The 26,266-nt window shown below is 66.2% G+C and carries 22 protein-coding genes and 4 pseudogenes; 9 read left to right on the top strand and 17 right to left on the bottom strand.

The genetic code is table 11. The annotated features are described in order from the left end of the window. Positions 1 to 57 precede the first annotated feature (57 nt). Together ON20_RS05915 and ON20_RS05920 are read left to right on the top strand one after the other, a co-directional pair. Positions 58 to 411, top strand: coding sequence for a membrane protein (locus tag ON20_RS05915; protein ID WP_040833934.1), 354 nt, complete (start codon positions 58 to 60; stop codon positions 409 to 411). Positions 412 to 649: 238 nt separating this feature from the next. Then, positions 650 to 1,882: a GGDEF domain-containing protein gene (locus ON20_RS05920; RefSeq protein WP_245547072.1), complete on the top strand. Its 1,233-nt coding sequence runs from the start codon at positions 650 to 652 to the stop codon at positions 1,880 to 1,882. A 263-nt stretch (positions 1,883 to 2,145) separates the two neighbouring features. Here ON20_RS05920 and ON20_RS05925 read toward each other — a convergent pair whose 3' ends face one another. Continuing rightward, positions 2,146 to 2,640 (bottom strand): NUDIX hydrolase, encoded by a 495-nt coding sequence (locus ON20_RS05925; protein ID WP_040833935.1) that lies wholly within the window; start codon positions 2,638 to 2,640, stop codon positions 2,146 to 2,148. A 326-nt stretch (positions 2,641 to 2,966) separates the two neighbouring features. Between ON20_RS05925 and ON20_RS05930 the strand changes: the two are divergent. The 3 genes and pseudogenes from ON20_RS05930 to ON20_RS05940 all read left to right on the top strand — a co-directional run. Beyond that, a pseudogene (locus ON20_RS05930) lies at positions 2,967 to 3,400 on the top strand (nitroreductase family deazaflavin-dependent oxidoreductase); the annotation flags it as partial. Positions 3,401 to 3,522: 122 nt separating this feature from the next. Beyond that, positions 3,523 to 4,572 (top strand): YncE family protein, encoded by a 1,050-nt coding sequence (locus ON20_RS05935; protein ID WP_157228714.1) that lies wholly within the window; start codon positions 3,523 to 3,525, stop codon positions 4,570 to 4,572. A 14-nt stretch (positions 4,573 to 4,586) separates the two neighbouring features. After that, positions 4,587 to 4,901 carry a hypothetical protein gene (locus ON20_RS05940; RefSeq protein WP_040833936.1) on the top strand — a complete coding sequence of 105 codons (315 nt, stop codon included), beginning with the start codon at positions 4,587 to 4,589 and terminating at the stop codon, positions 4,899 to 4,901. A gap of 8 nt (positions 4,902 to 4,909) precedes the next feature. Here the strand turns inward: ON20_RS05940 and ON20_RS05945 are convergent. Next, a pseudogene (locus ON20_RS05945) lies at positions 4,910 to 6,021 on the bottom strand (enolase C-terminal domain-like protein). A 301-nt stretch (positions 6,022 to 6,322) separates the two neighbouring features. Between ON20_RS05945 and ON20_RS38565 the strand changes: the two are divergent. Then, positions 6,323 to 6,817: a hypothetical protein gene (locus ON20_RS38565; RefSeq protein WP_245547073.1), complete on the top strand. Its 495-nt coding sequence runs from the start codon at positions 6,323 to 6,325 to the stop codon at positions 6,815 to 6,817. Positions 6,818 to 7,169: 352 nt separating this feature from the next. Continuing rightward, positions 7,170 to 8,961, top strand: a pseudogene (locus tag ON20_RS05955) (molybdopterin-dependent oxidoreductase). 23 nt (positions 8,962 to 8,984) lie between these two features. Here ON20_RS05955 and ON20_RS05960 read toward each other — a convergent pair. From ON20_RS05960 to ON20_RS05990, 7 genes and pseudogenes are all read right to left on the bottom strand, one after another. Further along, positions 8,985 to 9,227, bottom strand: a pseudogene (locus ON20_RS05960) (SDR family NAD(P)-dependent oxidoreductase); the annotation flags it as partial. A 35-nt stretch (positions 9,228 to 9,262) separates the two neighbouring features. Then, positions 9,263 to 11,065 (bottom strand): glycoside hydrolase family 15 protein, encoded by a 1,803-nt coding sequence (locus tag ON20_RS05965; protein ID WP_051161752.1) that lies wholly within the window; start codon positions 11,063 to 11,065, stop codon positions 9,263 to 9,265. Positions 11,066 to 11,418: 353 nt separating this feature from the next. Next, positions 11,419 to 12,582, bottom strand: a complete 1,164-nt coding sequence (locus ON20_RS05970; protein ID WP_040833954.1) for a patatin-like phospholipase family protein — start codon at positions 12,580 to 12,582, stop codon at positions 11,419 to 11,421. A 28-nt stretch (positions 12,583 to 12,610) separates the two neighbouring features. Further along, positions 12,611 to 12,919: a hypothetical protein gene (locus tag ON20_RS05975; protein ID WP_040833939.1), complete on the bottom strand. Its 309-nt coding sequence runs from the start codon at positions 12,917 to 12,919 to the stop codon at positions 12,611 to 12,613. After that, complete coding sequence (locus ON20_RS05980) at positions 12,919 to 14,409, bottom strand: molybdopterin-dependent oxidoreductase (RefSeq protein ID WP_040833940.1); 1,491 nt, start codon at positions 14,407 to 14,409, stop codon at positions 12,919 to 12,921. The genes ON20_RS05975 and ON20_RS05980 overlap by 1 nt, the downstream gene beginning before the upstream one ends. Beyond that, on the bottom strand, positions 14,402 to 14,869 hold the full coding sequence (locus ON20_RS05985; protein ID WP_040833941.1) for a hypothetical protein: 468 nt from the start codon (positions 14,867 to 14,869) through the stop codon (positions 14,402 to 14,404). The genes ON20_RS05980 and ON20_RS05985 overlap by 8 nt, the downstream gene beginning before the upstream one ends. 442 nt (positions 14,870 to 15,311) lie before the next feature. After that, positions 15,312 to 15,773: a LuxR C-terminal-related transcriptional regulator gene (locus ON20_RS05990; RefSeq protein WP_245547074.1), complete on the bottom strand. Its 462-nt coding sequence runs from the start codon at positions 15,771 to 15,773 to the stop codon at positions 15,312 to 15,314. A gap of 167 nt (positions 15,774 to 15,940) precedes the next feature. On the opposite strand from ON20_RS05990, the gene ON20_RS05995 reads away from it, so the two are divergent. Then, positions 15,941 to 16,495 carry a methyltransferase gene (locus ON20_RS05995; protein WP_051161746.1) on the top strand — a complete coding sequence of 185 codons (555 nt, stop codon included), beginning with the start codon at positions 15,941 to 15,943 and terminating at the stop codon, positions 16,493 to 16,495. Next, a complete protein-coding gene (locus ON20_RS06000; protein WP_083864691.1) occupies positions 16,492 to 17,307 on the top strand; it encodes a DedA family protein in 816 nt (271 codons plus the stop codon). The genes ON20_RS05995 and ON20_RS06000 overlap by 4 nt, the downstream gene beginning before the upstream one ends. Before the next feature lie 45 nt (positions 17,308 to 17,352). Here ON20_RS06000 and ON20_RS06005 read toward each other — a convergent pair whose 3' ends face one another. The 8 genes from ON20_RS06005 to ON20_RS32860 form a co-directional block, all read right to left on the bottom strand. Further along, positions 17,353 to 19,035 carry a DUF885 domain-containing protein gene (locus ON20_RS06005; protein ID WP_040833942.1) on the bottom strand — a complete coding sequence of 561 codons (1,683 nt, stop codon included), beginning with the start codon at positions 19,033 to 19,035 and terminating at the stop codon, positions 17,353 to 17,355. Positions 19,036 to 19,561: 526 nt separating this feature from the next. Beyond that, a complete protein-coding gene (locus tag ON20_RS06010; protein WP_040833943.1) occupies positions 19,562 to 20,347 on the bottom strand; it encodes a LacI family DNA-binding transcriptional regulator in 786 nt (261 codons plus the stop codon). Positions 20,348 to 20,423: 76 nt separating this feature from the next. Beyond that, entirely contained in the window at positions 20,424 to 20,561 is a 138-nt protein-coding gene (locus tag ON20_RS37825; RefSeq protein ID WP_218002448.1) for a hypothetical protein, read from the bottom strand. Continuing rightward, positions 20,558 to 21,472 carry a tyrosine-type recombinase/integrase gene (locus ON20_RS06015; protein WP_218002449.1) on the bottom strand — a complete coding sequence of 305 codons (915 nt, stop codon included), beginning with the start codon at positions 21,470 to 21,472 and terminating at the stop codon, positions 20,558 to 20,560. The genes ON20_RS37825 and ON20_RS06015 overlap by 4 nt, the downstream gene beginning before the upstream one ends. 963 nt (positions 21,473 to 22,435) lie before the next feature. Then, a complete protein-coding gene (locus tag ON20_RS06020) occupies positions 22,436 to 24,544 on the bottom strand; it encodes a hypothetical protein (protein ID WP_218002450.1) in 2,109 nt (702 codons plus the stop codon). Continuing rightward, positions 24,541 to 24,942 (bottom strand): ABC-three component system middle component 2, encoded by a 402-nt coding sequence (locus tag ON20_RS06025; protein ID WP_157228715.1) that lies wholly within the window; start codon positions 24,940 to 24,942, stop codon positions 24,541 to 24,543. The genes ON20_RS06020 and ON20_RS06025 overlap by 4 nt, the downstream gene beginning before the upstream one ends. Positions 24,943 to 24,965: 23 nt before the next feature. Further along, the gene (locus ON20_RS36130; protein ID WP_157228716.1) at positions 24,966 to 25,196 is read right to left on the bottom strand and encodes a hypothetical protein; all 231 of its coding nucleotides are present in this window, start codon (positions 25,194 to 25,196) and stop codon (positions 24,966 to 24,968) included. Between the two features lie 139 nt (positions 25,197 to 25,335). Continuing rightward, positions 25,336 to 26,266: hypothetical protein (locus ON20_RS32860; RefSeq protein ID WP_218002451.1), on the bottom strand; the 931-nt coding region annotated here is incomplete at its 5' end.

Consider the following 26,266-nt stretch of genomic DNA (forward strand, 5'->3'; position numbering starts at 1 on the left):
ATCGGGCATTCCCCGCGAATATGGGCACCGAATCCAGGTCGTCGAGAGGTACCCCATATGGCGAACGATGCCGAGAAACGCTGGACCGACCGGGGAACCTATCGCCGGGCCGCGCGCTACGTGGTGGCGGTGTCGGTGGTGGCGGCCGTCGTCTTCGGGATCGCCGTCTCCTACGCATCGTCGCGGTGCGGCGACGCCAAGTCGCAGCTGTGCGACGGACCGTCGCAGGCGGCGGTGCTGATCGGGCCGTCGTCCATTGCTCTGCTGGGTGGTATCGGCGCGTTCGTGCAAACCTTTCGGGAGTGGCGGCGCGGTGGGAACTGGCCGATCTGGCAGGGAGCCGGATGGTTCCTGTTCGTGCTCATGCTGTTGTACCTCGGTATCGGAGGCACATCGGCCGGCACGACCTGAGTCGCTCGGCCGGGGTCCTCCCCGTTGCGGGCGATATGGGCGGTCCATGGCCCTGGAATGTCGAGAAGGAACCCCGCGACCGTGTGCTTAAGTAGGTGACGGGCGGTGATATGGGGATACACCGATGCGGCCGGCACGCTCGATAGCGCAGTCTTCCGAGAATGGACCAGCAGTACTCCATCGAGGCCATACCCGCCCGGTCCTGTGGGACCGGGCGATGGCGGCGTGCGGTGGGAACGTGAGCGCGCCCCCGGCGCCGGCGAACTGGGTACCGGGTCTGTCGGCCGACCTCGTCGAACAGTTCATGGACGCGCTGTGCGCAGACCCCTTCCAGGCCGCCGCGGGCGCGCGGGTGGGTGCGGCCTTGGCCGATATCGAGGGCAGCGATACCGATTTCTTGTCCGCGGCGGCCGCCGGGCTGTTCTCGCTTGCCGATCTCTGTGACCCCCCCGAGAAGTACAAACGCCTTGCCGCGCTGCTGGCCGCGCTCGGTCAGGGCTATCAACAGCGCCGGCAACAGGTGGCCGAGAACGGCAGCGGTCTTCCGACGCCACAGACCGCGCCGGAAGACCATCGGTTTCGGCTCGCCTTCGACCATGCGGCCGTGGCCATTGCGATCGGTGACACCCATGGCCGGCTGTTGGACGCCAATAAGGCCTTGGCGGATATGATCGGCATCCCCGTCGACGCACTGCGGGGGATCTCGGTCTATGAATTCGCTCATCCGGACGATCGTCGAGTAATTCGTTCGCGTGTCTATGAGCAACTCGTGCCGGCCCGTGCGGGAACGGTGAAACTGGAGCGCCGGTTGATGCGTGCCGACGGGAGTTGGGGCTGGATCGCGTTCACGATCACATTCGTCCAAGGCGGTCGAGGCCGCAGCGATTACCTGCTCGCTGTCGGAGAGGATGTCACTCACCAGCACAAGTTGCATCATCAGGCGCGCCACGACCCGCTGACCGGATTGCCCAATCGTCGCCATCTGCTCGAGCAGATAGATGCGATCATCGGCGCCCCCGCCTTGCCGGCCGATGGTCGAATCGGTCTGTGTTTCGTCGACGTGGACAACTTCAAGCGCATCAATGACCACTACGGCCATCGGATCGGAGACCAGGCCCTGGTCGCGATGGCCCGCCGCCTCCGCGCCTGCGCCATGCGACTCGGTTGCCGGCCGGCGAGGTACGGGGGAGACGAATTCGTCGTACTGATCCCCCCACCGGCCGATGAGTCCCGGCTCGCCGAGATAGCCGATCGCCTGCGGGACGCATCGACCGGGGAGGTGGACACAGGGGGCCACCGGATCCGAATGTCGGCCAGTATCGGGGTCGTGTCCGCAAATATCACCGGTCTCGGAGCGGAAACCTTACTCGACGCGGCGGACGCCGGGCTCCGTCGCGCCAAGGCGAACGGACGGGGACGCTGGGTGATGCACTCCATTTCCGCCGCACCCGATCCGACGGCTCTCGGGTAGGTCGAACGAATAGCGGTTCTCGGCGCCCGCTGTCCCCGAGAACATGTTCTCGGGCCCCTCACCCTCGGGTGACCCATCGCAAGAGACAGGTACGGGGCTCGGCGGTCGTCCCGCCGAGTCCCGCGCCTCGTGTATCACCTGCCGTTGCGGCTGTGCGCTCCACCGCGTGCCGTGGCCTCGGTCGGCCGGTTCTGGACCTCCTTCACGGTCGCCGGACCGTACGCTGCGGCCTCGATGGCCGTTCCCGCCTCTCGGTTGCTCACTCACCGAGTCGTCCTGTGTATTCCGACCCGGCGGAGATGGTCGGCAAGTCGCTCCAGCAACGGCCGCTGGCCGGTGACCAGCTTGTCGTGCGCGGTGGCCAGGTCGAACCATTCGGCCCGATCCACCTCGGGGAACTTCCGGTATTCACCCGACCGCGGCGGCCACTCCATGTCGAATGTCCCCGGCGTCACCCGGGCCGGATCGAGCTCGCCCTCGACCGCCCACACCATGACCTGCTTCTTGCCGCGTCCGCTGCCGTACCGCACCTCACCCAACGTGATCCAGTCGCCGTCGGGCACCGGTAGCCCCAATTCCTCGGTGAATTCGCGGCCGGCGGCGGTGCGGGCGTCCTCGGCCTCCGGCTCGTACTCCCCTTTGGGGATCGACCAGGCCCCCGTATCCTTGGGCGCCCACAGCGGTCCACCCATATGCCCCAGCAGTACCCGCACCTCGGGTTCACGACGAAACAGCAGGACTCCGGCGCTGTACTTCATGGTGTGAAGTCTGCCGGCAGAGGTCCTCGGTAATGGAGACCTCGCCGAGCGGACCGCCGCGCAGGCGCGCGCCGATCGTGCCGGTGTGAGCCGATTCGGCTGCTGATCCTGCGTCCACACATCGGTGCTGTTCTGGGCATCGACCCGCTGACGGAGGAGGGGATGCGGCGCTGGGGAGCCGAAGTGCTGTCGATATACCGGTCCGGCCCAGGGGATGAGGCAGCCGAGGACGACCGGTGACGAACCAGTCGCACCACTACCACCGCGAAACGAGGTATTCCGTGTCCGTTACATCTTCCCCGGCCGCCGACGCCCTGGTCGGCGTGATGACTTGCGCGCTGCGCAATCGCCGCCTGATGCGCGCTCCGATCCGGCTCTACCGCGCCCGCATGGGATTCCTGTTCGGGCCGCGGATGCCGATGCTCGAACACACCGGACGCGAGACCGGATCCCGCCGCTATGTGGTGCCGGAAGTCGTCGCGAGCCCCGCGAGTTCGTCGTGGTCTCCGGGTTCGGTACCCGTGCGCAGTGGTTCCGCAACGTGCAGGCCGACCCGCGGGTCCGCGTCCGGTTTCGTGGTCGCCGCCCTGCCGCGGCCATGGCGAGTCTGCTGACTCCGGACGAGGCTGCCGCCTGTCTGCACACCTATATCACCCGGCATCCTCGTGCCTGGAACACCATGAAGCCGGCGGTCGAGAACACGCTCGGTACCCCCGTGGACGACCGTGGCACGGGACTGCCCGTGGTGCGTTTGCGCCTGACCCGGTCGAAGGCGCACGGAATCGAGTGCATGACCGTGCCATGGGCCTCGTGGCCCCGGCCGGGCGCCGGCGGGAGTTTGATGCCGTTGCGCCCAGGGTACGTCCGCGGCGAGGAGCGCTGATGACAGTGATGGCAGGGATCCGGACGTTCGCCGCAATGGCGATCACATTGGCCGTCATGACGGGTTGCTCCGCGCCCGGCAGCGAACTCGAGGTCGCCGACGCCGTCACCGTGCAACGCGCCGGCGCGGTGATCCACGAACCGGTGTACTCCTACGCCGATCACATCCTGCTCGGGCTGACGGACGATCAGCGGATCGCCGGAATCGACCTCTCCCAGGGCGGCGCGAACGTGCCCACCACGGTGTCGGATCCCATTCCCGACGCCGGACCGAATCCGGTGATCAGCCCATTGAACGGCGACACGGCGCTGATCGCCCAACCCGACCGCGGACGGGTCGCGGAGATCGACATCGGGCGACTGGCGGTGTCGGACACCATCGACGCCGGACCGGCACCGTCGTACCTCGGACTGAACTCCGGGGCACGAGTGCTACTTGCGCTGTCACGGGACGGCTCCACGGTGACGCCGGTCGAACTGCACCAGCGCACCCTGCTGCCGTCGACCGTCGTCGATGCCGGGTCCGGCGCCACTGTCACGGGCGCCAACCGGGGGCGGCAGCTCGACTTCCATGTCATCGGCCGTGACCGCGTCGCCTACTACAAAGGTCACACTCCGCCCGCGCAGGAGAAGGGTGACCTGGGCGTCAGCGTGGCAGCCGCTGCCGGTGACGGCGCCAAGGTCACGCGCGTGTACCTGGCCGAACGTGGCACCGACCGGCTGCTGGCCGTGGACGCACAGCGGGGTGGGGAAGGCCTCCACGTGGTGGGGACCGCCGCGGTGGGCGAACAGATCCGGTACCTCGCCACCGACGACACCCGGATATACGCTGTCACCGATCAGCACGTGGTGGTCCTCGAGACCCGCAGCTTCGAGGGCTACGCCGACCGGGTGATCCCGGTGGTCCGGACGCTCGACTTCCGCAGCGCCGTGCCGGACGGGCCGGCCGAGTCCGCGCCCGTCTCGGGGATCGCCGTCGGGAACGACCGAGTGTTTCTCACCCTGTCGGGTCAGCCGTACATCATCGGCGTCGCGAAGCCGCGCCTGTAGAACGGGAGGGATGTGTGAACGACCGGACGACACCTGCCGTGGTGGGTGCGGACCATGACCTGGACCTGCTGTTCGAGCAGGTGCGGCGCTTGCGGGAGCTGGCCGAGAATCCGGAGCTGTCATCCGATAACGACCTGGTGTACGACTTCGGTATCTGGTGGGGTGTCATGGTGGCCGGTCGCCTGCCGCGGCTCGCGTACTACAGCGGCAAGGGCGCGTTGTCCGCTGTCGAACAGGCCCGCTTCGATCGGTTGCGGTCCGAGTTGCGACAGGCCCAGCCCTTGATCGAACGGTTGTCGCTCGCGAAACCGACCGCGGCCTATCGCTGAGCAGAGGGTCAGCTCACGCGAAAGCGTTCGATGTCGGCGGCCTTGACTTCGAGGCCGTGGCCGGGCGAGCTCCGGTCCGGGCGCAGGAACCCACCGGGTTGCGGGCTCAGCACCCCGTCGAACGCCATCCCCTCGATCCGGATGTGGTCGTGGAAGTACTCGAGGTGGCGGATATGCCATACCGCGGTGCCGACGTGAGCACTCACCTGCGGCGCGCAGTGCAGCGATAAATCCATGCCCCGCGCGTCACACAGTGCGGCGACGCGCAGCGCACCGGTGATTCCCAGACACCGGGTGACGTCGGCCTGCAAGCAGTCGACAGCGCCCGCGTCGAGCATATGGTGAAAGTAGGGCAGGTGGTAGCCGTACTCGCCGGCGGCCTCGTCGAGTCCGGCGGGGCCCTGCTCCCGCACCTGTCGCAGCCCTTCGAGATCGTCGGACGTCACCGGCTCCTCCAGCCATCGGATGCCGTGGTCGGCGAACCGCTGCGCCCACAGCAACGCCTGCTTGCGGGTGTAGGCGCCGTTGGCGTCGACGTATAGCTCGGTGTCCCTGCCGATCGCTGCCAACGCCGCTGTGACGCGGTCGCTGTCCGCGTCGGGTTCCGGCCGACTTTCATCTTCACGCGCGGAATTCCCGCGTCGACCCAGTCGGACAACTGCGTCGCCGGCCGGTCGTTGTCATAGGAGGTGAAGCCGCCACTGCCGTAGATCGGGGTGGCGTCGTGGACCGCGCCGATCGCCACGGTCAACGGTTCGTTCAGCAGCCGCGCACGCAGATCCCACAGCGCGATATCGACCGCGGAGATCGCCGTGGCCACCACACCCGGTGTGCCGAGATTGCGCACCGCATGCTGCATCTCGTTCCAGCGCGCCGCCGGGAGCAGCGCGTCGCGTCCGGTGAGGACGCCGGCGAGTTCGCTGTTCACCACCGTCGCCGCGGCCGGACCGCCGTAGGTGTAGCCGACGCCGGTATGACCGCCCGCCCCTATGGTGACGAGGACGAACGTCGTCGAATCCCAGGACAGCGTGCCATCGGATTCCGGATTGTCGGTGGGGATGTCGTATACCGATACCTGAACGGATTCGATGGGTATCGGATCGGTGGCCGACCGGGTCATGAGCGCGGTCTACCCGGTCCGCCACCGCTCATTCGCGTCTTGCGGTCGACTGCGGAAGCAGCGGGCTCGATGCCGTTTCATCGGCGACCGGTCGGGTACCGCGCAGGCGGCCCGGGCGCCACTTCACAAGGGAGTTCGCCATGCCGAAGACCGCCGATCTCATCCTGGACCGGCTTTGTCAGTGGGGGAATGCATCGGATTTTCGGCTATCCCGGTGACGGGGTTCTGTCGATGCTCGGCGCTCGGTGCTCTCGACCGCGCGAATGGCGATCCGGAACTCATCCGGCCACGCCATGAGGAGATGGGTGCGTTCATGGCGACGGCCCACGCCGAATTCACCGACGGTACGGCGGAGATGATCACCATCAAGCGCTACCTCGACCGCCTGCCCAACGGTCCACTGATCTTCTGCGTCTTCAACGTGGAGCCGAGTTGTCCGGCGGTGTTCAAGGACGAGTTACCCAAGCTCCTGCCGCACGACAACGACGCCGACCGGCTGACCGAGAACGCCTACCACTTCGCCGAGTCCTTCACCGCGTTCGACATCCGGCCCCCCGCGCTGCCCGGAGCGAAAGCGCTGCTGTGGGGCACTGTCACCAGCGGGCGACCGGTGATGTGGACCCCGATCGGCGATTATTCGAAACGATGGGAACGCAGGTGCAGTCGGTCAAGGGCGGTTGCTGTGGACTGGCCGGGTCGTGGGGGTTCGAGGCAGGTAAGTACGACATCTCGATGGAGTGCGGTGAGCAGGCGTTGTTGCCGGCGATCCGCGCGGCGGCGCCGGGCACGTTCGTGATCGCCGACGGCTTCTCCTGCAGGACCCAGATCCAGGACTCGGATACCGGGGCGACGCCGCTGCACCTCGGCCGGCTGATGCGGAAGGCACGCGAGCATGCCTCCGGTGGGGCACCGTCGGCGGCAGTGATGGCGCCCGGCCACCGGTCTCGCCGACGCGGAGGTACTGCGGACCGTCGGGCCGGCCCTCACCGGTATGGCCGGGGCGGTGGCGTTGGCGCGGGCGGTTGTGCGCCGGTACGGAGCGAGCCGCCGGAAGCGAGCCTGACCAGCGGTTTCGGTGATGTCGGTAGCCGATCGTCCTTGACCGTTTGTTCGCGGACGACGCCGCAACGCGTGAGTAGCCTCGGAGTATGGGGATTGTCGACGTACACGACCCACGGTTGGACTCTCCGGTTGGAGCCGACACCGGTTCCGGTGCCGTCTCGAACCCGAGCTATCGATCACAGTTGGAGCCCGGCGAGGACGTCCTGAATTCCGAGACCTGGGCGGGCGGACTACCCGATACGGGCGCCGTCACTCCCCGTCTGCGCGTGGGCCGAGACAAGTGGTTCAACGTACTGTGGTTGCTTCCCATCGGCTTCGTCCTGCTGATCACCTCGGTGGCAATCGCCAAGGGCCTCCATAACATGCCGGCGGTGCAGGACTTCATGTCCAGATATCCGGGTATCCACGTATCGGACGGCTTGCGAGCCCATTCCGGCGTGGGTGGGGTGGCAGCACTTCTTCACTCTCTTCCTGATGACGTTCATCATCAGATCCGGTATCCAGATCCTGGTCGACCACCCGCGGCTGTACTTCACCCGCGACTGCACGCCGGGAAAGGAATGGCTGCGGGTGCAGAAGCCGGTTCCGTCGGACCCGATGTGGACCGCCAAGGACGATTCGGTGGGCCTGCCTCGACACGTCGGCCTACCGGGTATCCGGCACTCCATCGGATTGGCCCGGTGGTGGCACCTCGGCATGGACATGTTGTGGTTGCTCAACGGCGCCATCTTCTACGTGCTGTTGTTCACCACCGGCCAGTGGCGGCATCTGGTGCCGACGAGCTGGGACGTGTTTCCCAACGCCGCGACCGTGCTCATCGAGTACATGTCGCTGAACTGGCCGACCGACGACGGCTGGGTGGCCTACAACGGCCTGCAGATGCTGGCCTATTTCACGGTGGTGTTCATCGCGGCACCGCTCGCGGTGCTGTCGGGTCTGGCGTTGTCGCCGGCGCTGTCGAACCGTTTCACCCGGATAGCGCGGCCGTTGAACATCCAGTTCGCGCGGTCGGTCCATTTCCTCGTGATGGTGTTCTTCGTGCTGTTCATCGTCGCGCATGTGACCTTCGTGGTGGCCACCGACGCGCTGCGCAACTTCAACCACATGTTCGCGAGCCGCGACGACGACAGCTGGGTCGGTTTCTGGGTGTTCGCGGCCGCGATGACGGTAACGGTACTGGGCTGGGTGGCTGCCACCCCGCTCACCTTCCGGCATCCGCGGCTGGTCCAGCGTATCGGATACGCGCTGGTCGGCCCCCTGCAGCGATTGTTCGAATACTCCGACGCGCGCCCGGGCGGCTATCGCGAGGAAGATATCTCCCCATATCTGTGGCACAACGGGACCTATCCCGACAGCGCCGAGTACAAGGAGCTGTTCGACAACGACTTCAAGGACTACCGGCTGCGAATCTACGGTCTGGTCGAGAACCCGGTCGAACTATCGCTCGACGACCTGCGTGCGCTGCCGCACCATGAGCAGATCACCCAGCATTTCTGCATTCAGGGCTGGTCCGGTGTGGCCAAGTGGGGTGGTGTCTCGATGCAGACGATCGCAGATATCGTCAAACCGCTTCCCGACGCGAAATGGGTGGCGTTCTACTCCCTCGGGGAGGGGGCCAACGGAGGGACATATTACGACGTTCACCCGATCGAGCAGATGGGCCACCACCTGACCATGCTCGCGTACGACATGAACGACGAACCGCTCACCTATGGCCACGGTGCGCCCCTGCGGCTACGCAACGAACTGCAGCACGGGTTCAAGCATGTGAAGTGGGTGAAGGGCATCGAATTCGTCGCGCACTTCAGCGAACTCGGCAGCGGTTACGGCGGCTACAACGAAGATCACGAATACTACGGGTACCGCCAAACCATCTGACCCTCCCGAGAGCCGCTGCCGCCCGGCCCGAACTCCTGTTCCACCGTGGTGGCGGCCGCATCGACCTGGGCGTGGTCGGCCACATCGGTCCGGATCGGCAAGGCCTCGCCGCCGGCTTCGCGCACCTCGTCGGCGGCGGCGAGACCCGCCTCGCCGCGGGCAAGCAAGGCCACACGGGCACCCCGCTCGCCGAACATGCGCGCCGTGGCGCGTCCGATTCCCGCGCTTGCTCCGGTGACCACCACTACTTGCTGCCCTGACGCCATGCTTGTCACCCTTTCGTTCTCGTGTCGGCTACCGCTCACTTCGCTTCGTCGAGGTCTTCGACGTCATCACCGGGTTCGCGGCCCTCCTCATGGCGACCGAGACGGCACGACGCCTCGAACATGAGGGCGTGCACGAACGCCTGCGGCAGGTTGCCCCGCATCTGCCGTTGCGTGATGTCGTACTCTTCCGAGAACAGGCCGGGGGGACCGCAGGCCGCACGGTTGCGCTCGAAGAACCGGAACGCCCGGATCGGCCGGTTCTGTTGGTCCGCCGCGAGGGCCACGAGGAACCCGCACAGCAGAAACGCGCCCTCGGTGGTGCCGAGCGGTTGGCCGTCGGACCGATACCGGAATACGTACCCGTCCCGGCTCAGGTGCCGGCACACCGCCTCGAAGGTCGCCACGGTTCGGGGATCGGATGCGGGTACAGCCCCCCGGATGGCGGGCAGCAGCAACGACGCGTCCAGTCGCTCGTCGTCGGGTGCGCGTTGCCGGCGCCCCGACGGATGCAGGCAGTCGCGCGCGGTTTCGGCGACGAGGGCGTCGGCCGGCGCGCTCGTCGATGCGGCGTCGGCGGCCCCGGCCACGTCACGGGCCACGGCACGCAGCCCGGCGGCGCAGATCAGCCGGGACTGGGCCCATCGGGCCGCCTCGATCTCCCACACTCCCGCGTCCGGATCGCGCCACCGTTTCTCGATCGCGTCGATCGCCACGCCGATCGCCCGATAATTCTCCCGGTCGAGTCGGTCGTGGCGGGCGGCTGCCGCGAACAGCAGGAGCGCCTCCCCGAATGTATCGAGTTGGAATTGCCGCCGAACCCGATTACCGATGATGTCGCTGCCGCCCGGATAGCCCGCGAGCTCCACCGGACGCTGCTCGGGCACCGGTTCCCCCGCAACGGTGTATGCCGGCATCAGATGCGGGCCGTCCTCGAGCAACCGCGCGGTCACGAGCCGCACCGCGGCGTCGAGCAGCGGATGGGGGCCGTCGGCCGCGACGGCCTGACCGGTGTAGCACTGGTCGCGAATCCATACGTAGCGGTAGTCGAAATTGCGTCCCTTCCGGGCGCGCTCGGGCAGGCACATGGTGGCGGCAGCCACCATGCCACCTCCCGCGCTGGTCAGTCCCTGTAGGACGGCGTACGCATGCCGGGTATCATGCGGCGCGGCCATCGGCCCGAGTCGTGGCATCGCCCGCTTCCACGAGGTTTCGGTCGCCGCCCACGCGGTTTCCGGCTCGGGTGGTGGGCCGTCGAACCGCGTGGTCGACAACTCCAGGATCAGGTCGTGGTGCCCGCCTTCCGGGACGGTAATCGTGGTGTGCAGGTGTCGGTCCGTGCCGCGGCCCGCCACCGCCGCGACGGTGCCTGGACTCCAGCGAAGCCGCAGGTCGCCGACCTCGGCGTACCAGCGGCCGTCGTCATCGCGGTGCGGGCGCCGCAGCGGGGCATGGCCGAAGCCGGCGACGGGGGCGAGATCCACGTCCAGCCGGGCGTCGCCTTTGACAGCGTGCACCTGGCGCAGCAATACCGCGCGTGCGGGGTCGCCCGGGAACGCCAACGCTTCACGACATTCGATAATGGCCGAGTGGGTCACCCACCGGGAGCGCCAGATCAGCGTTCCGCGCTCGTAGTAGCCACCCCATACGAACCGGTCGACCGGTGTCACTCCGTAGCGTCCCGGGCCGCCGATGAGCCCCGCGAACACCGGATCGGAATCCCACCGCGGTACGCACAGCCAGATGAAGTCGCCGAGCGGTCCCACCACGACGCCGCGTTCCCCGTCCGCGAGCAGGGCGTATTCGCGCAGCACCTGCGGCGGCGGCCCCGACGACGTCATGCCGCTCATCGCGTAACCACCATTCGCCGAGCCTCGTTTTCGCCCGGCTTCGCTTGTCTGCACCCGGTGCGACGGCTTCGGCGCCGGGCCTGGCCATACCAAAGGAAGGGCGTCATGGGCTTCTCCACTCACGGTCGAGGTGCTTCCGAACACCGGACGATGGTCTGTACGTTGATTACCCTCGATCGGCCCGACAAGCGCGATGCCGCTGACGAACAGACGCGCACCGGGCCGGCCGAGGCCCGGACCGATGCCGCGGCCGATCGGTGGACGCGCGTGGTCGTGGCGACGGGGGCCGGCCGCGCCTTCTCCGCCGAAGTTCCCCTCGCCGGTCGGGGGCGGCCAGGCGCGTTTCACATCCCATCGTGCGATAGCTGCACGCGTGCGTGCATACATCCGAGTTCGGCCACTCGGCGGGTGAACGCAGGGTCGAAGAACAAGTAGCTGAGCAGGTTGCCGTGGTCGTCGGGGTCGCCGCCGAACAGCCTGGCCAACAGCCACATCGACGGATTGCGGGCACCACCGAGGCCCGTATAGCGGTCATGGAATACGTCATCGGCGAGGGCCGAGATATCGCCCCGCCGGTCCGCCGGCGGCCCTGCGAAGAGCACATCGACACAGCGCCCCGGCAATCCGGGGAAGTTTCGTTCCGACAGTTGGTGCAAGTCCTCGATCATGCGGTCGGCGAGCAGCACCCGTAACGTCAGCGCCGCCACCGCGTAGACGTCCGGTTGCGGTCCATCGGTGGGCGGCTCGCCCGCCGTTCGGCGGTAGGCACGCGGCGGCGGCGACGTCGTCGAGGTCATCGGCTGGGTGGCGACCACACCGAGACGGACACAGCCGAAGGCGAGGGCGGGTTCGAGCGGTGCGTTCAGCCGCAGACCGCCATCGACGTACCAGCCGCGCCAGCGTCGGGGCGCGTTGATCCGCACCGGACGGAAAACCATCGGCACCGCCGCGGACGCCACCACATGCTCGACATCGAGCCGCGTCTCGACGTATGTGATGTTGCGACCCACGTCGTTGCCGGGCAGCGGGACCGACGGATTCTTCTCCACGAAGACCACCGTTCCGCCGGTTGTGACGGATGTCGTGGTGACCGCGACGGCATCCACACGTCCGTCCGCGATATTCCGATGCAGCGACTCCCACGGCAGCCAATCGTTCAACCGCTTCCGCAACCGCTCGGTGTCCAGCAAACTCGGTAATCGGACCGGCAACCCGGCGAGTTGACCGACGTACCGCAGCCCGGTCTCGATACCGCTGGTCAGGCTGAAGACGTCGTTCAACTCCACCGACGCCCACGCGTCGACGAGCCGGTTGGCGGCTTCGCCCGGAGACAGGTGCGCGAGTCCGGCCAACGCCACCACATTGAGAGCGCCGGCGCTGGTCCCGACCAGCACCGTCGGCGGTGGGCCCACCGTTGCCATCCTCGGCAGCAACTCCGACAGCGCACCGGCTTCGTATGCGCCGCGGGCGCCTGCGCCGGCCACCACGAGCCCGACAGGATGTGCCATGAACACCTCCTGGAGTGTGATGCCGCCGTCAAGTCTGCGGCGGTAACGACCCGGGCTTGTGCGAAGCGGGGGACAGAAATTGGGAAGAACGAAGGTATATCCCGGTGTGCGGCACCGCGCAGTCGGGGTTGGTGCACGTCAGCGCCACCATATATGCGTCCTGGTCCGCACTGCGGAACAGGAACCCGAGATACAGTGCGTCGCCGACGACGAACTCTCCGTTACCGCAACTGTGGCAGGTGGCCTGCCGGCGCTCCACCTGCTCGAGCACGTCCGACTGCTCTTCCGGAGTCAGCATGATGTTCTCCGGACGCCGTGGCAGGCCGTCGGCGCCCATCAGATCTCGACATCCTTGTCGAAGAAGACGTTGTCTTCACGCCAGCCGCCCATTCCGCAGCCAATGCCCGAATAGTCGGAAATGAACTCGATGCGGTCGATCCATTTGGCCATTTTGAACCCCACCTGGGTTTCCACCCGCAACCGCAGCGGCGCGCCGTGCTCGATCGGTAAGGGCTTGCCGTTCATCTCGTACGCCAGCAGCGTCTGGGGATAGTCGGCGAGAGCGAGATCCACCACCTCGTAGAAGTGGCCGCTGCCATCTGCGCTCGGCTCGTCACGTCCGGTGTCCTGCATGGTGACGAAGCAGATATAACGGGCATCCGGCAGCGGGCGCACCATCGACACCAGATCACGCAGCGGCAGCCCACCCCACTCGCCGATACTCGACCACCCCTGAATGCAGTTGTGCAGCACACGCTGCCGTTGAGGGTCGCGGAGTTCTCGCAACTGCTTCAGGTCCAGAATGAGCGGATTCTCGACCAACCCGCCGACGTCGAGCCGCCAATCGGCGAAGTTGTGGACCGCCATGACCTTGTACGCCGTGCTGTCGGGGGGCTTTCCGTTGACCCGGTGCTCGGGGGACAATTTCTCGGTCGGGTAGTCCTGCCGGGATTTCAACGGCCGCAGGATTCGCAGCCGGAAGCCGGTGACGAGGGCGCCGAGTACGCGCTGTACCGATCGGGGGTTGCGCAGGCTCCAGACAGTGGCCGCGATATGGATCGAGACGATCGCCGCGATGATGACGAACGACAGCACGGTCGCCCAGTTGATATTGCGCACATGTCCGAAGATCATCAGCGCATTGAGCTGTCCCCAGCTCCAGAAGAACACCATCGCGAGATGGACGACGATGAACAACGCGAAGGCGACCAGGCCGAGGAAGTGCAGGCTTCGCGCGGACTGCCGCCCACCCCACATCCGGACATACCACGGGAACCGCGCTTCGACGGCGGGTGACTGTGCCGCGCCGGTCAGAATCTGGAACGGCGCGAGGATGAAGACCACCCCGGCATACGTGAGCTTCTGAATCGCGTCGAGCGGCTCACCCGACAGCGTCGGTGGCAGGTTGAAGCTCAGATACGTGACGATATCGTCCCACGCCTCCGGGAACACCGACCACGACGTGGGAATGTAGCGACGCCACTGCCCGGTGGCGAACAACAGGATGTAGTACACCGCACCGAGCAGAATCCAGCCGATCACGCTCGCGAAATGCCAGTGTCTGCCCATACCGAGCTTTTTGTGGCCGGGCAACGCGACGAGCGAGGAATAGCTCTCCTCCTCGTCGAGGGTGTCGTACAGCTTGTCCGTGGGCATCGTCTTGCGGGTGAATCTGGCCCACTCGGTGCCCGGCTTGCTGCCTTCCCGCCAATACAGCTTCGGATGGGAGGCCAGAATCTCGATGCCACTGCGCATCACCAGCGTCAGGAACAGCACATTGAGCCAGTGCTCGATGCGCAGCCATACAGGGAAGTCGAGCTCAGTCATGCCAGTCCCGTTTCTGGGGATGAGCGACGTTGATTCCCAGCAGTACCGAGACGTGGGTGGCCAGAAACAGGGCGGCACACCCAATGGCGATGGTACCCGGTGTGAAGTCCCACCAGTTCTCCACTTCGGGCAGCATCGGCAACCCGGTGAACCGCGCGAGGAGGTACACCACCAGGAAGACGGTCGACACCAGGCTGCCCACCAGTCGGCCGCGCCGCGCGAACCGGCCGGCCGTCATCGTGACCGCGGCGATCAGGCATCCCGCGCCGAGGACGGCGAAGTACCCGGCGAGGTAGGCGGGAAGGCGCGGTGTGGTACCGATCAGATACAGGTGCACGGCGGCGATTCCCAGCAACAGCAGGATTCCCAGCGCGGTGGTGACCTTGGGCAGGTTGAACGCCAGGTACCGGTACACCGTCAGCCGCCGGTAGGTCTTGGTTTGTCGAAGGAGTTGCGCCACGGCCCTGCTCCTGTCGGTCGCCGGATACGTGTTTTCCACCGAACTCGGCGCGATGGCCGGCCCCGCCGTCTGGTTGCCCTCTCGCTTCGGCGTGAGGTCCCGCGTGAGGTCCCGGCCGTTGTTCTGGCGGATGCCGAAGTGGAACGGGCATGTCCCCTCCGGTAACCCGAGGCTGTGTCTCCGACCGAGGACGCGGCGAAGTCGCCGTCCTCGGAAGGGAGATTCCCATTTTTGCCGCGAGTACTCGTCGACCGGCAGGCTGTGCCGGCTCGTCGATGGCCCGGACCTCCACGCGCTGAGCACGTGGGTGTGGGCCCTCCCGCCGGTCGATGCTCCGCGCCCCGCGGGCGTGTGGGAATCGCGCGGGCGGGACCGTTCCGCCACCACTGCTTCGGTCGGTAGCGGTGGTCGTGCAATGGAATCGCAACCGGGTGTCCCGAGTTCAATCGGTGAGGCCGAGGTCGCGCGCGAGTAGGGCCGCCTGCACGCGGTTGGTTACCCCGAGCGCGATGAGAATCCGGCTCACATGTGCTTTCACCGTGCTTTCGCGCATGCCCAGTTCGTCGGCGATATCGGCGTTGGTGGCGCCGATGGCCACCAACGCGAGCACATCGCGCTCGCGTGGGGTGAGGGCGTCGAGATGGTAGCGGGCAGCCGTCGCGCGTGGTCCATCGGCCCGGTGATAGCGGTCGATCAGGCGTCGGGCGACAGTGGGATGCAGCATCGCCGAACCCGCGGCCACAAGGCGGATGGCTCGGATGATCTCGTCCGGGGCGGTGTCCTCGAGCAGGAAACCGTCCGCGCCGGCCCTGAGCGAGTCGTGGACATGCTCATCGAGGTCGAAGGTGGTCAGCGCGATAACCTTCGGGGGATGGGGCAGTGCCCGTAGTCGCGCGTTCGTCAACGCCTCCCGCACCACACGGTAGGCCGCGAGCCGATGTGCGGCCGGCGTGTTGTCCGGATGACCGTGAATGTCGAGTGCGACCCGCTGCCCCGCTTCCCGTGCTTGGGCGACGAGGTCCCGACTTCCGGCAGCACCGGTTCGGTCGGTCTCGCCGCGGTCTCGGATGCGTGCAGGGCGCCGAGTACGTCGCGGAGGTCGGCGGGGGCACCGGCTCGGTCACCGCCGCCGTGATTCCGCTGTTGACCACGTGCTGCCGTCTGGATGTGGTGGAGGCGAATCCGCGGTTCGCCGACCGGTTGCGGCTGTTGGCCCACAGCCACGCCGAGCACGCCGGCCGGGTCACCGTGTACAACACCCCGATCGGACGGATGCGGACCGCGCGCCGCTACGACGTGATCATCTCCGGACTCCCGTTCGCCAACTTCGAACCCGAACAGGTTGACGACATCGTGTCGCGCTACCTGGAGTTGCTGCGTCCCGGTGGCGTTTTGACATACTTCGCCTACCGTGGTGCCGCCGTCGCGCGCACTCTGTTCTCCGGTCGAGCTCAGGCGCGCAGGCATCGGGCGGTGAGTGAGATCATGGCGGACTATCGGCGCCGATACGGGGTCGGGAGCACGACGGTATGGGCGAACCTGCCACCTGCCGAGGTCTTTCGGTTGCGGCGGCCGGTGCGAAGCATCACGGCTTCCGGCTCGTCTCGAGTGGAAGCGGGCCGGTGAGCGTGCTCGCCGACCTAGTCGGTCGCGTTCCGGCCGCCGTGGCCTACCTGGTGGTGGCAGCGGTGGTACTCACCGAATCGGTGCTGTTGATCGGGGCGTTCGTTCCCACGCTCACCTTGCTGCTCACTGCCGGGGCGCTGGTCCGGACCGGTCGATTGGACCCGGTGGCGGTCGTGATGGTCGCGGCGACCGCCGTGGCCGTGGGCGACTTTCTCGGGCACAGCACCGGTCGTTTCCTGGGGGCCCGATTGCGTACCGGCCCGCTGGGCCGCCGGATACCCCGGGCCGCATGGTTTTCCGCCGAGGCGCTGATGCGGCGTCGGGGCGGGCGGGCTGTTCTGGTGTCGCGTTTCGTGCCGGTCGTGCGTACGCTCACCCCCCATCTGGCCGGTGCGGCCGGGCTGCCCTATCGCCGAATCGCCTCTTACAGTGTGGTCGCCGCCCTGCTCTGGGCGGGAGCGGAGGTAGGCGCCTGCTACCTGGCGGCGGCACTGCGGCAGATACTCGCCATCGGGGCGCCCGTGCTCGCGGCCCTCGCCGTGGGGGTCGCGGCTGTCGTGCCGATCCTACGAAGGTGGCGCCTCGGGACGGGACCGTCCGTCTCGGGCCCGGACGATATGCGGTCCGTGCCCCGAGCCGACGCCCGCACGGTCGAAGAGGACCTATCCGCCGATGACCACCTGATGCGGTCCTCGCCCCGGCGCAGGCGCGCGGCCGAATTGCCGCCGGTGGAGTACGGCCCAGGCGGCATCGTCGAGGATGGAACCCAGGCGCCGATTGCCACGATCACCGTCATACCTGACCGCAGGTGAGTTGATCGCGGGCGTTCAGGGCTTTCGTCGAGGTCGGCGGCGCTGTCACAGTGTCCGGGCCAACTCGCGCAGCACGGGTAGGGAGATCGATCCGGAGCCGAGGATGCGGTCGTGGAAGGCCTCGAGGTCGAAGCGGTCCGTGAGGCGTTCGGCGGCCCGGGCGCGTTGCTGCTGTATTTCGAGTTGGCCGATCTTGTAGGCGAGGGCTTGGGCGGGCATGGCGAGGTAGCGGTCGACTTCGACCGCGATCTCGGTCGGGCCGGCGGGGGTGTGGGCGGTCATGAAGTCGATGGCCTGTTGGCGGCTCCACCCTTTGGCGTGTAGGCCGGTGTCGACCACCAGGCGGGCCGAGCGCAGCGAGTCACCGGCGAGCATGCCGAGACGATCCAGGTCATCGGTGTAGAGGCCCATCTCCTCGGCGAGTCGTTCGGCGTAGAGGGCCCAGCCTTCGACGAAGGCGGTGTTGGTGAGCGACTCGCGCTGGAATCGGGGCAGGTGGTCGAGCTCGGTGGCCAGCGCCAACTGCAGGTGGTGGCCGGGGATGGCTTCGTGGAAGGCGACGGCGGCGGTTTCGTATCGGCCGCGTCCTGTCGCGTTGTGCCGGTTGACGAAATAGGTGCCGGGTCGGGAGCCGTCCACGGCGGGTGGGTAGTAGTAGGCGGCGGGGGAGTCCGCGGCCAGAAAGTCCGGGACCGCGACGATGTCGCAGGGCTGTGCGGGCAGGCGCCCGAACCAGTCGCTCATCGCCGCCGTCGCCGCGGTCAGGCAGCGTTCGGCGTCGGTGAGGATCTGGTCGCCGTGCCGGTAGCGCAGCCGGGGGTCGTGGCGCAGCCGGGTGAAGATCGCCTCGAGATCGGTGGTGCCGAACAGGTGCGCCCCCACCTGCGCGTATTCCTCGCGCAGGCGTGCCAGTTCGGTCAGTCCCAGGTCGTGGACCCGGTCGGCGTCCAGATCGGCGACCGTGGTGTGACAGCGCAGCAGCCGCTGGTAGATGTCGGCGCCGTCCTCGCCCAGCCAACACAGTCCGCTGCGTTCGTCCGGCCTGCTCACCGGCAGCAGTTCTTCGGCCAACACCTGGCGATACCGTTGGAACGCCGGGCGGATCACCTCCCGAACGACCTCGACCAACTCCGTGCGCCACGCGTTCTCTCCGTCCCAGCCCGGCGGGCCCGCCAGTGTGGCGAAGGCATCGCCGGCCACCTCGGAGGCAAGGTAGTTGTCGAGCTGGTTCATCGAGCGTTCGACGGTGACCCGGGCAGGTAGCCGTCCTGCGTGCAGTCCCTGGCGAAATCGTTGCTGTGCCTGCGCGAGCATGTCCCCCACCCGGCGGAAGCGCACGACCAGGGCGCGGGCGTTCTTCGGCTCGGGGGCGGTGAATTGTGGCGCCATCGTCAGCAGCCGCGAATGCACACCGTCCATCTGATCCCACGCCATCTCCCGCGGCCGCCATCCCAGCCCGAGAACGGCGTTGTCCAGCTCACCGCGCAGCAGGGCATGGGTTATGCGATCGGTGGGGTTCAGCCGTGTCGGGTCCACCGCCTCGACTCGACGTGCCAGGTCATGCCATCTGTCCAACAGCTGACGATCGGCCTCGGCGGAGACGTCTTCGATCCGGTCATCGAAGCGGTGATCACCCAGCAGCGTCGCCGAACTCGGCTCTGCCTCCAACATGGTGTCCCAGTAGGAATCCGCCAGCCGTTGCAACTCCGCGTCCATGGCATCCATCATCGCCGAGTTCCGGGAAAGGCGTGAAGCCACCGGCCTGTTCGCAGGCAGTGCTCGGTGGCCTCGCCCGGGGCCGGTCGCGCGGCTGCCGCGCCGAAACCGACGACTACTGCTGCGGTTCGAGGGGAACGAGATCGGTGAGCCGCCCCGGGGCGGGTGCCTGCTCACCGCCCCGGGGCGGTCAGGACGGTCTTGTCGAGGATTCGTCCCGCCGCGTCGCGGCACACACCGCCGACTACTCCGGCCGGTGAACTCCCCGACGTCACCGATGACGCGGGTTCGGTGGATAGCCAGATATTCCCGCAGGTCATGATAGGTAATCGCGGGTCGAGCTCCGTGTTTTCGAGTGCGCTCGAACACGCCGCACGGAAATGCGACACCCATGATGTGAAGCTGTGCGCGAGGGGGGACTTGAACCCCTCCAACCAGCAAATTTGCTGGTTCCGTGTGTTCGATCGTATCGAACGGTAGAGGAGGACGGGCGAGGGGATCAAGCGGCTCTGGGAGGTTTGCGGCCGAACGTCGCGGTTCAGGATTCGTCTTCGGCGCTGTGCCGGGTGCTCCAGCCGTCGATCGTGTTGTGGAACCAGGTGAATGGGTGGGGTATCTCCACATCGCTGATGTCGGGTTTCCCGACGTGGGGGTCGACGTCGTCGAACGGCAGTAGGGCGGACAACGCATCACACACAGGAGAAGCCCCGAGGAGGATGCGTTCCATCAGTGATTCCCAATCATCCCACGGGAACTCTGCTTCCTCGTCATCGGTGAAGTCTTGGTCGCTTCCCAGGGGTATTTCACCCGGCATGGCGATTTCCGCCTCGAGGTAGTACTCCTCTGTGGCGGGAGCATCGGCGACGGAGCAGGCGAAGAGTAGTTCGTCGAAGAACGAGTGTGATTCCTCGACCGGATGCAGTCCGTGGGTCAGCATCTTGATGTGGCTCCGCATTGCTGTGCCCGCATGCTGCGGCCACAACTTGTTTCCTGCTACCGGGAAGAGGGCGCGGGGGTCGATCGAGTCGAAGGGGGATATCTCATCGATTTCGGTGCTGTCGGACATTGCGCGCAGGTAGTCCTGCCACATGTCGATGGTGCCGACGATGAGGAAGGCTTGCCTCGGGGTGAGAAGCTTCGAGCCGCTCCAGGCGCGGTCGTACCTTTCCGCTTGCGGATCGGCGCCGCTCGGTTTCGTCGAAGCTGCGCGTTCGAGTTTGATCCGGTTCTCCTCGCGAACGGAGTTCGGATCTCGGATCCAGCGGGCAACTGTGGACAGAGATACGCCGGCGAGGCGGGCCAATTCCGGTTGGGTTCTCGACACGCCACCAAGGGTATCAGTGACATGTCAATGACATGTCACTCTTGATGGTTGGAAGGCTGAGGGTAGCGATGATGGTTCACGTTGTTTTCGGGTCTTGGTGGTGCAGCTGGGTGGCGAGGGGGTGGGGTTCGCCGGTCATGGCGGACAGGGCTTCGGCGACTTCGTGGAGGGATGCCCGGACGTAGGTCATGGTGGTGCCGACATTGCCGCTCATGTCGGCGTGGCCGGCGAAGGCGCGGGCTGTGGCGTAGCCGCGGTGGCGTTCGACCCAGGTGAGCGTGGTGTGTGACGTAGCCAGTGGGCGGTGACCTGCTGGGTGGCGGCCCAGGGGAGGTACTTGCCGATCCGATTCCAGAGGTAGTCGTATCTGCGTCCGGTGATCGGTCGGCCGTTCTTGTACCGGAGGAGCTGATCGGATTCGCCGAGGCGATCGGCGCCGCGTTCGCAGTGTCGGAGCAGAGCGTTCATCAGGGTGGGGGAGACGGGTTGCCACCGGTCCTGGCCTCCTTTCTCGTGGAGGTGGACCAGGCATTGTTCTCGGTCCAGATCCATCGGCCGCAGTGCCAGGGCGCCGGCGCGGCGGCAGGCGGTTTCGATGTGGAGCCGCAGGATCAGCGTATCGAGGTCCGGGTCGTTGCCGGTGGTGGCGGCGATGCGGTTGATGTCGTCTAGGAGGTGGTCGGGGAGGGCGCGGCGGTTGCTGGGAAGGCGTCGCGGTTTGACGATCGGGGCGACCGGATCGGTGTCGGTGGTGATGAACCCGTCGGCGCGTGCCTGGCGGTAGAGGGCTCGGAGGGCTCCGACCATGTGTTCGGCCGCGGATCGTCCTCCTCGGCTGTTCCGGCGGACGACGGCCTGGCGCTGGGTCTGTTCGATGAGCTCGCGAACTTCCAGCGGGGCCGGAGTATTGATGCGACGGTCGCCCCATACGCGCACGATTCGACGCCAGTAGGGCCCGTAGGCGCGCAGGGTACCTGGTGGCACCGCGGTCTGTAGTTGCCGAATGTATTCGGTAAAGGTCGGCGCCGGCCGGCCGTGACCGGGCGGCATGGAGAGAAGGTCTTCCGGCCGGAGACCGAGGCGCTGAAGCAGGAGCCGTGCGGCGTCGACGTCTTCGATGGTCACCACAGCCTCCCCGGAGTATCGGTGGCGGCATCCCACAATGCTCGACAGGCCAAGTCTGGCGGGTAGACGAGGAGAAGCCGTGGTTGTTCGGATGCGGCGAGGAGGAGCCGATCATCGAGTTCGATCCGAGCACCATGACGAAACTCTGCCGGAAGGCGTAGGTATCCACGGCTGTCGACCTGGTAGCTGCTGCCGGACGCTGAGCCCCTGACGATGACCAGACCGCTCCGGCAGGTTTCGAAGGCGACAGGGTGTCCGGGCGTCCAGGAAAGGGACCGGAGCGTCGAGCGGTCAGCGACGCGTCCCCACTGGTCCAGGGTGGATACCGCCAGATGGAGACGCGGCCGGTCGGCCCGGTCCATCGCTGCTATAGCAGGTACAGGCAGCGGCGGGGCGGTTGACACAATGCCAGAGTGATCGGCGGGTAAGGCTACGGTTCCAGCAACAAGTGGTTGACCGGGCACTATCGGCTCCCTGGCGAAGTTGAGGACGTCATGCATGGCACCTGGAACTCCGCGCTGTCGGCCTCTGATTGGACATTCGCCCGCCGACATTGGATTCATATGCAGGGTGGTGGAGCCGAGTTGCTGCTCGACCTGGTCTACGAGCCAAGTTTGGGGTCGGAAACCCTGCTGAGCTCACAAAACGGCGTCGTAGGTCGGTGCCCTTGGCAGGGCACGCAGAACATAGGCAACTAGGAAACGCCTGGTCATAGTGGGTACGTATGCCGTCTGAGGGGATTGCGACGCCATGCCCACAGGGTCGCTAGCGCTCTTATGTTCGACATGCCTTCGGAGGGCGAACCGAACATGGGAACAGGGATGACCAGGAGTTTTTCGTCGGCATCCTGGTAGTTGAGTGTCGGTTGGCGCTGTCTCCATCTGATTGACGGGTGGTCCGTGGACGAGTCGACCCATCCACGGCCCACCACCGACATCTTCGAAGTGACACCGTCCGTGGGACTCAGGCCACCTCGTCTTCGATCAGCCCGTATGGTGGCTGGTTTGCTCGTCGCGAAAAGCGGACGACGACGTCATCGTCGGCTGAGGCCGGTGGGGCGTTGTCGACCACGAGGATCTGAGCGCCTTCGCCCGGCCCTGTCAGCCAGTCGTGTAGGTGCTTGTAAAAGTCGGCAACAGCGACGCTGTCGGCGAACTCGGCGTCACGGTCGCCGCCTTGGCCGAGGTTCTTCTGGGGGCTGTCGATCATGAGGAAACCGGGGTGGGCGCTGCCGGTCTCCCAGGCGATCTCGAAGACGGCCAAAATCCAAGCCAGAGAGATCAAGGTGCGCGCACCTGATGAGGTGTGGATGTAGCTCGAGCCCCGCATGTGCGGGACGAGGTTGTTGTCGACGAAAGCCTGTTCGAGCTTGGGGTACCGCCAGGAAGTGAGAATCTCCGCGTACCGTTCGCTGATGCGGTGGATGACGTCGTTGCGGTTGGGTTGCACTGTGGCTTGTTCCAGCTCCCTGCGGAGGGCGTTGAGGGCGGTTTCGAGTCGTGTGACTGCCGCGGCGCGGCGGTCGAGGCTGTCGAGCATCTTAATTGCGGTTCGTGCCCGTTCCAGGTTGGCTGCTGCGGCCTGTTGCTGACGCATCAGATCATCGCGTTGGCTGAGGAAGGGGCTGACGGCCTCGTTAGTGGCCGCATCGACTGCCCGCGCGAGTTCGGCCTCGGCGGTATCGGCTACCTTGGCGGCGGTCCGCAGCCTGCCTAGCTCCGCGTCGAGTTCCTCGACGTATTGAGTGATCTCCGCCAGACGGCTCTTCGTTGCCCTCAGCTCCGACGAGACATCGAACTTGGCCTCCGTCATGGCACGGTCAGAGCCAGTGGGGCTTGCCGGGGTGTTCCCGTTTTGTGCGTTGCCCGGTTCGACTTGCTCAGTTTGCTGCATCGTGACCTCGGAGGTGCACAGCGTGCAGTGTCCGTCGGCGATGTGGGGCGCTTCCCGCAGAGTGGTCAGGCACGCCGGGCACACCTTCACCTGAAGCGGGTCGAATAGCATCCGTGCTTCGGCGAGCATCGTGAGTTTGGTGATGTCGTCCGCGTACTGAGCGCGTAGGGGGATGAACCTGCGCAGCTGTGTCTCCCGGTCGCGGAGCAGGGCCGCGGCTTGCTGTGCGCGGCGCGCGGCGTCGCGGTGCCTCGTGCGCAACTTCGTGGCGAAATTGGACGCGGCACGAATCTGACTATCCAGATCGTTCAGCGCACGGATCGTTGCTGCGAACGCCCTCTCGGCTTCGTCGCGGGTCAGTTCGACTTGGATGCGGGTGCCGAGCTCCTGCTCATCGAGGAACGCCTGGGTTGTGACGTACTCACTGCGTGCGCGGCTCAGCCTCGCTTCCAGCTCCTTGACGCGGCGACCAAGCTCGACCGCTTTGTCATCGTGAACCCCGAACACCACGTCCACAACCTGGCGTAGTTTGAGCCGTTTCATCTGGGCGCTTTCGAACAACAGGTTCTTGTCGTCGAGGCGTTCGTTAGGCATGAAGCACAGCCACAGCAGGTCTCGGATGCTGAGCGGGTCGGTGTCGGACTCGACCTGCGTGGGTTTTTCCCGCAGCTCCACTCCCTCCAGGCCGCAGTAGGAGAGCAGCAGACTGGACAGACTCTGTGGATCGCCAGCGGGTTTGATCACACGCTTTTCCATCGGCGGTGTTTCGATTTCGCCGAGGCGCCCTGGCCGGACGAAGGCGGCGGTCGAGGGTTCGCCCACAGCGCGCTCGATGACGTGTGGTTGGCCGCCGAGTTCTACTTCGAGCAGTGCAGACCTGACTTTGCGCAGGATTTCGGGGTGCTGCGGGTGGCTTCCGGCGCCGAGGCAGTAGGCGATGAACTCCAGTACGGAGGACTTGCCTGTACTGAACGCTCCAGCGATCACTGAAAGGGACTTCGATCCTCCCGCTTCTTTGTCCTGGAAGTCAACCTCGTAGTCCCGATCAATGCCCTTCAGGCGAAGTCGTAGCACCCGGATGCCCTGTTCCTGCCGTGTCCCGGAGGGTGGCTCTGTATCGACTTCTGCTGGTGCGGGCTTGGGAAATCCGGTCTCTGCCGGCTCGTCCGTTGTACTCATGTGGGCTCTCCGTCGACAGAGTTCGACGCTGCCGTGCTCTCGAGCCACGGCTCGATCGCTCGGTGGTCTTGCAACAGGTCGACGGCGTCGAGGAGGTTGAGCGTTTCGGGTCGTGGGCCGTCGGCTTCTACCGTGGTCCATGCACGGACTGCTTCGCGAAGCCGCTTGTCGCTTAAGCGGGCCAGCCTGCGGATGAGGAGGTTCGCCGACAAGCGGTAGGACCGCGCATAGACGGCAGTGAACCTCCCTGCGAGGTCCAGCCCGGCCGGAGTGACCAGGTATAGGACGCTCTTGTCAACAGTGGGAGCAACCAAGCCGTAGGCGATGAGCAGCGCCAGATCGTGCTGGAGCCGTTCTCGGCGGGTAGTGAAGCGGTGCGCCGGACTCGCGTAGCTCAATGCGCGACCATCGAAGCCGGCCATCAGCAGGCGTTTCGGTCCGTGTCGTTCTCATCAGTGAGCACGAGAAGGGGGTTGGCGACCAAGAAGTCGTAGCAGCCCAACCGTTCCAGCGAGATACCAGGCTGTCGCAGACGCTGCAACGAGGCGAGCAGGAGAAGCAACTGCGCAAGGCGGAAGACGACGTCGTCCTCGGGCACGATAACCGGTGCGGGATCTCTGGCATCTTCGGCAAGAACGTGAGGTGTTTTCATGACGTCTCCGTCGCAGATGGTGCGGACGTGCTGATGGTGTTATCGAGTGGTTGCGCTTCGTCGGCTCGCCCGTGTTCGTCGGCGACCTGTCGCCAGTGCCTTACCCACCCTGCTCTGCGGTTGTCGACTACACGGTGCATCAATCCGCAGGTGTGCACAGGACCGCCTGGGAGCCCTGCTCCCAGGGTCGCGTTCGCCCCATCACCGACTTGTGCAAACCGGGCAGACGCGCGCCTTCGTGGGCTTGGCACGCCTCGTTGAAATGGTCCTCCCACAGACCGTGCACTACGGCGTCGGCCGATGCGAGCGCAGCGACTTCGACGGGGACACCTTTGTCCACTACCTCCCGTGCCATGAGCTCGGCGTTGAAGAACTGCTGCTTGGACGACGTGACCTCAACGTGGCCAGCTTCCCGCAGTTGGCGGACGAACAGCGCCGTCTCTAACCTGTCGGCGTCCTCGTCGGCAAGGCCCACGACTTCAGCTCCAGGCCGTGCCGCCTGGACTGGCTCGTAGTAATGCCTGCGCACCGCATCGGCATCGGGAGAGATCAGCAAGCTACGCAACTCGGTCTCGTCCCATAGCTCGATCACGATCTGGAACTCGCGTTCCCTCTTCTTCTTCCACGTGTCCCACCACCTGGTGGTGGGACCGTCCATGCTCGACGGGACGCACAGGATCCACTGTGTCAGCGTGAAGCCCTCCTTCGCGGCGTTCTTGACAACCGAGTCGAAGGATTCACGGATCTTCGCTTGGTGGCTTTTGGTGACTTCCGGGAAAAAGTACTTCGACTGCCATACCGTCACCGCGCCGCCGAGGTCGCCAACGAAGACATCGATGCCCCAATCGCCGGGGTTCGCCGCGACCACCCTGGGCACCACCACTCCTGGTCGGACCGCTCGGACCAGCTGGCCGATCATTTCCTCGAAGTCCTGCCGGGCACCATGCGTGTTGGCTCGTACCTGATGCGCGGCAAAGTTGATTCGTGCCTCGCCAGCAGGCACTCCAGCGGCTGATGGTCCCGCCACAAGGGCAGCGTCCCGCGACATCGGCAACCACCTCCCCCGGTCT

Origin of the sequence: Nocardia brevicatena NBRC 12119 (assembly GCF_000308495.1) — a bacterium.
GTDB classification, from domain to species: domain Bacteria; phylum Actinomycetota; class Actinomycetes; order Mycobacteriales; family Mycobacteriaceae; genus Nocardia; species Nocardia brevicatena.

Excerpts from the sequence above, each read along its gene's own strand:
- ON20_RS05915 (WP_040833934.1), top strand. The coding sequence starts at position 58 with ATGGCGAACGATGCCGAGAAACGCTGGACCGACCGGGGAACCTATCGC.
- ON20_RS05925 (WP_040833935.1), bottom strand. The coding sequence starts at position 2,640 with ATGAAGTACAGCGCCGGAGTCCTGCTGTTTCGTCGTGAACCCGAGGTG.
- ON20_RS05935 (WP_157228714.1), top strand. The coding sequence starts at position 3,523 with ATGACAGTGATGGCAGGGATCCGGACGTTCGCCGCAATGGCGATCACA.
- ON20_RS38565 (WP_245547073.1), top strand. The coding sequence starts at position 6,323 with ATGGGTGCGTTCATGGCGACGGCCCACGCCGAATTCACCGACGGTACG.
- ON20_RS05965 (WP_051161752.1), bottom strand. The coding sequence starts at position 11,065 with ATGACGTCGTCGGGGCCGCCGCCGCAGGTGCTGCGCGAATACGCCCTG.
- ON20_RS05970 (WP_040833954.1), bottom strand. The coding sequence starts at position 12,582 with ATGGCACATCCTGTCGGGCTCGTGGTGGCCGGCGCAGGCGCCCGCGGC.
- ON20_RS05975 (WP_040833939.1), bottom strand. The coding sequence starts at position 12,919 with ATGGGCGCCGACGGCCTGCCACGGCGTCCGGAGAACATCATGCTGACT.
- ON20_RS05980 (WP_040833940.1), bottom strand. The coding sequence starts at position 14,409 with ATGACTGAGCTCGACTTCCCTGTATGGCTGCGCATCGAGCACTGGCTC.
- ON20_RS06005 (WP_040833942.1), bottom strand. The coding sequence starts at position 19,035 with ATGATGGATGCCATGGACGCGGAGTTGCAACGGCTGGCGGATTCCTAC.
- ON20_RS37825 (WP_218002448.1), bottom strand. The coding sequence starts at position 20,561 with ATGAGCGGCAATGTCGGCACCACCATGACCTACGTCCGGGCATCCCTC.
- ON20_RS06020 (WP_218002450.1), bottom strand. The coding sequence starts at position 24,544 with ATGAGTACAACGGACGAGCCGGCAGAGACCGGATTTCCCAAGCCCGCA.
- ON20_RS36130 (WP_157228716.1), bottom strand. The coding sequence starts at position 25,196 with ATGAAAACACCTCACGTTCTTGCCGAAGATGCCAGAGATCCCGCACCG.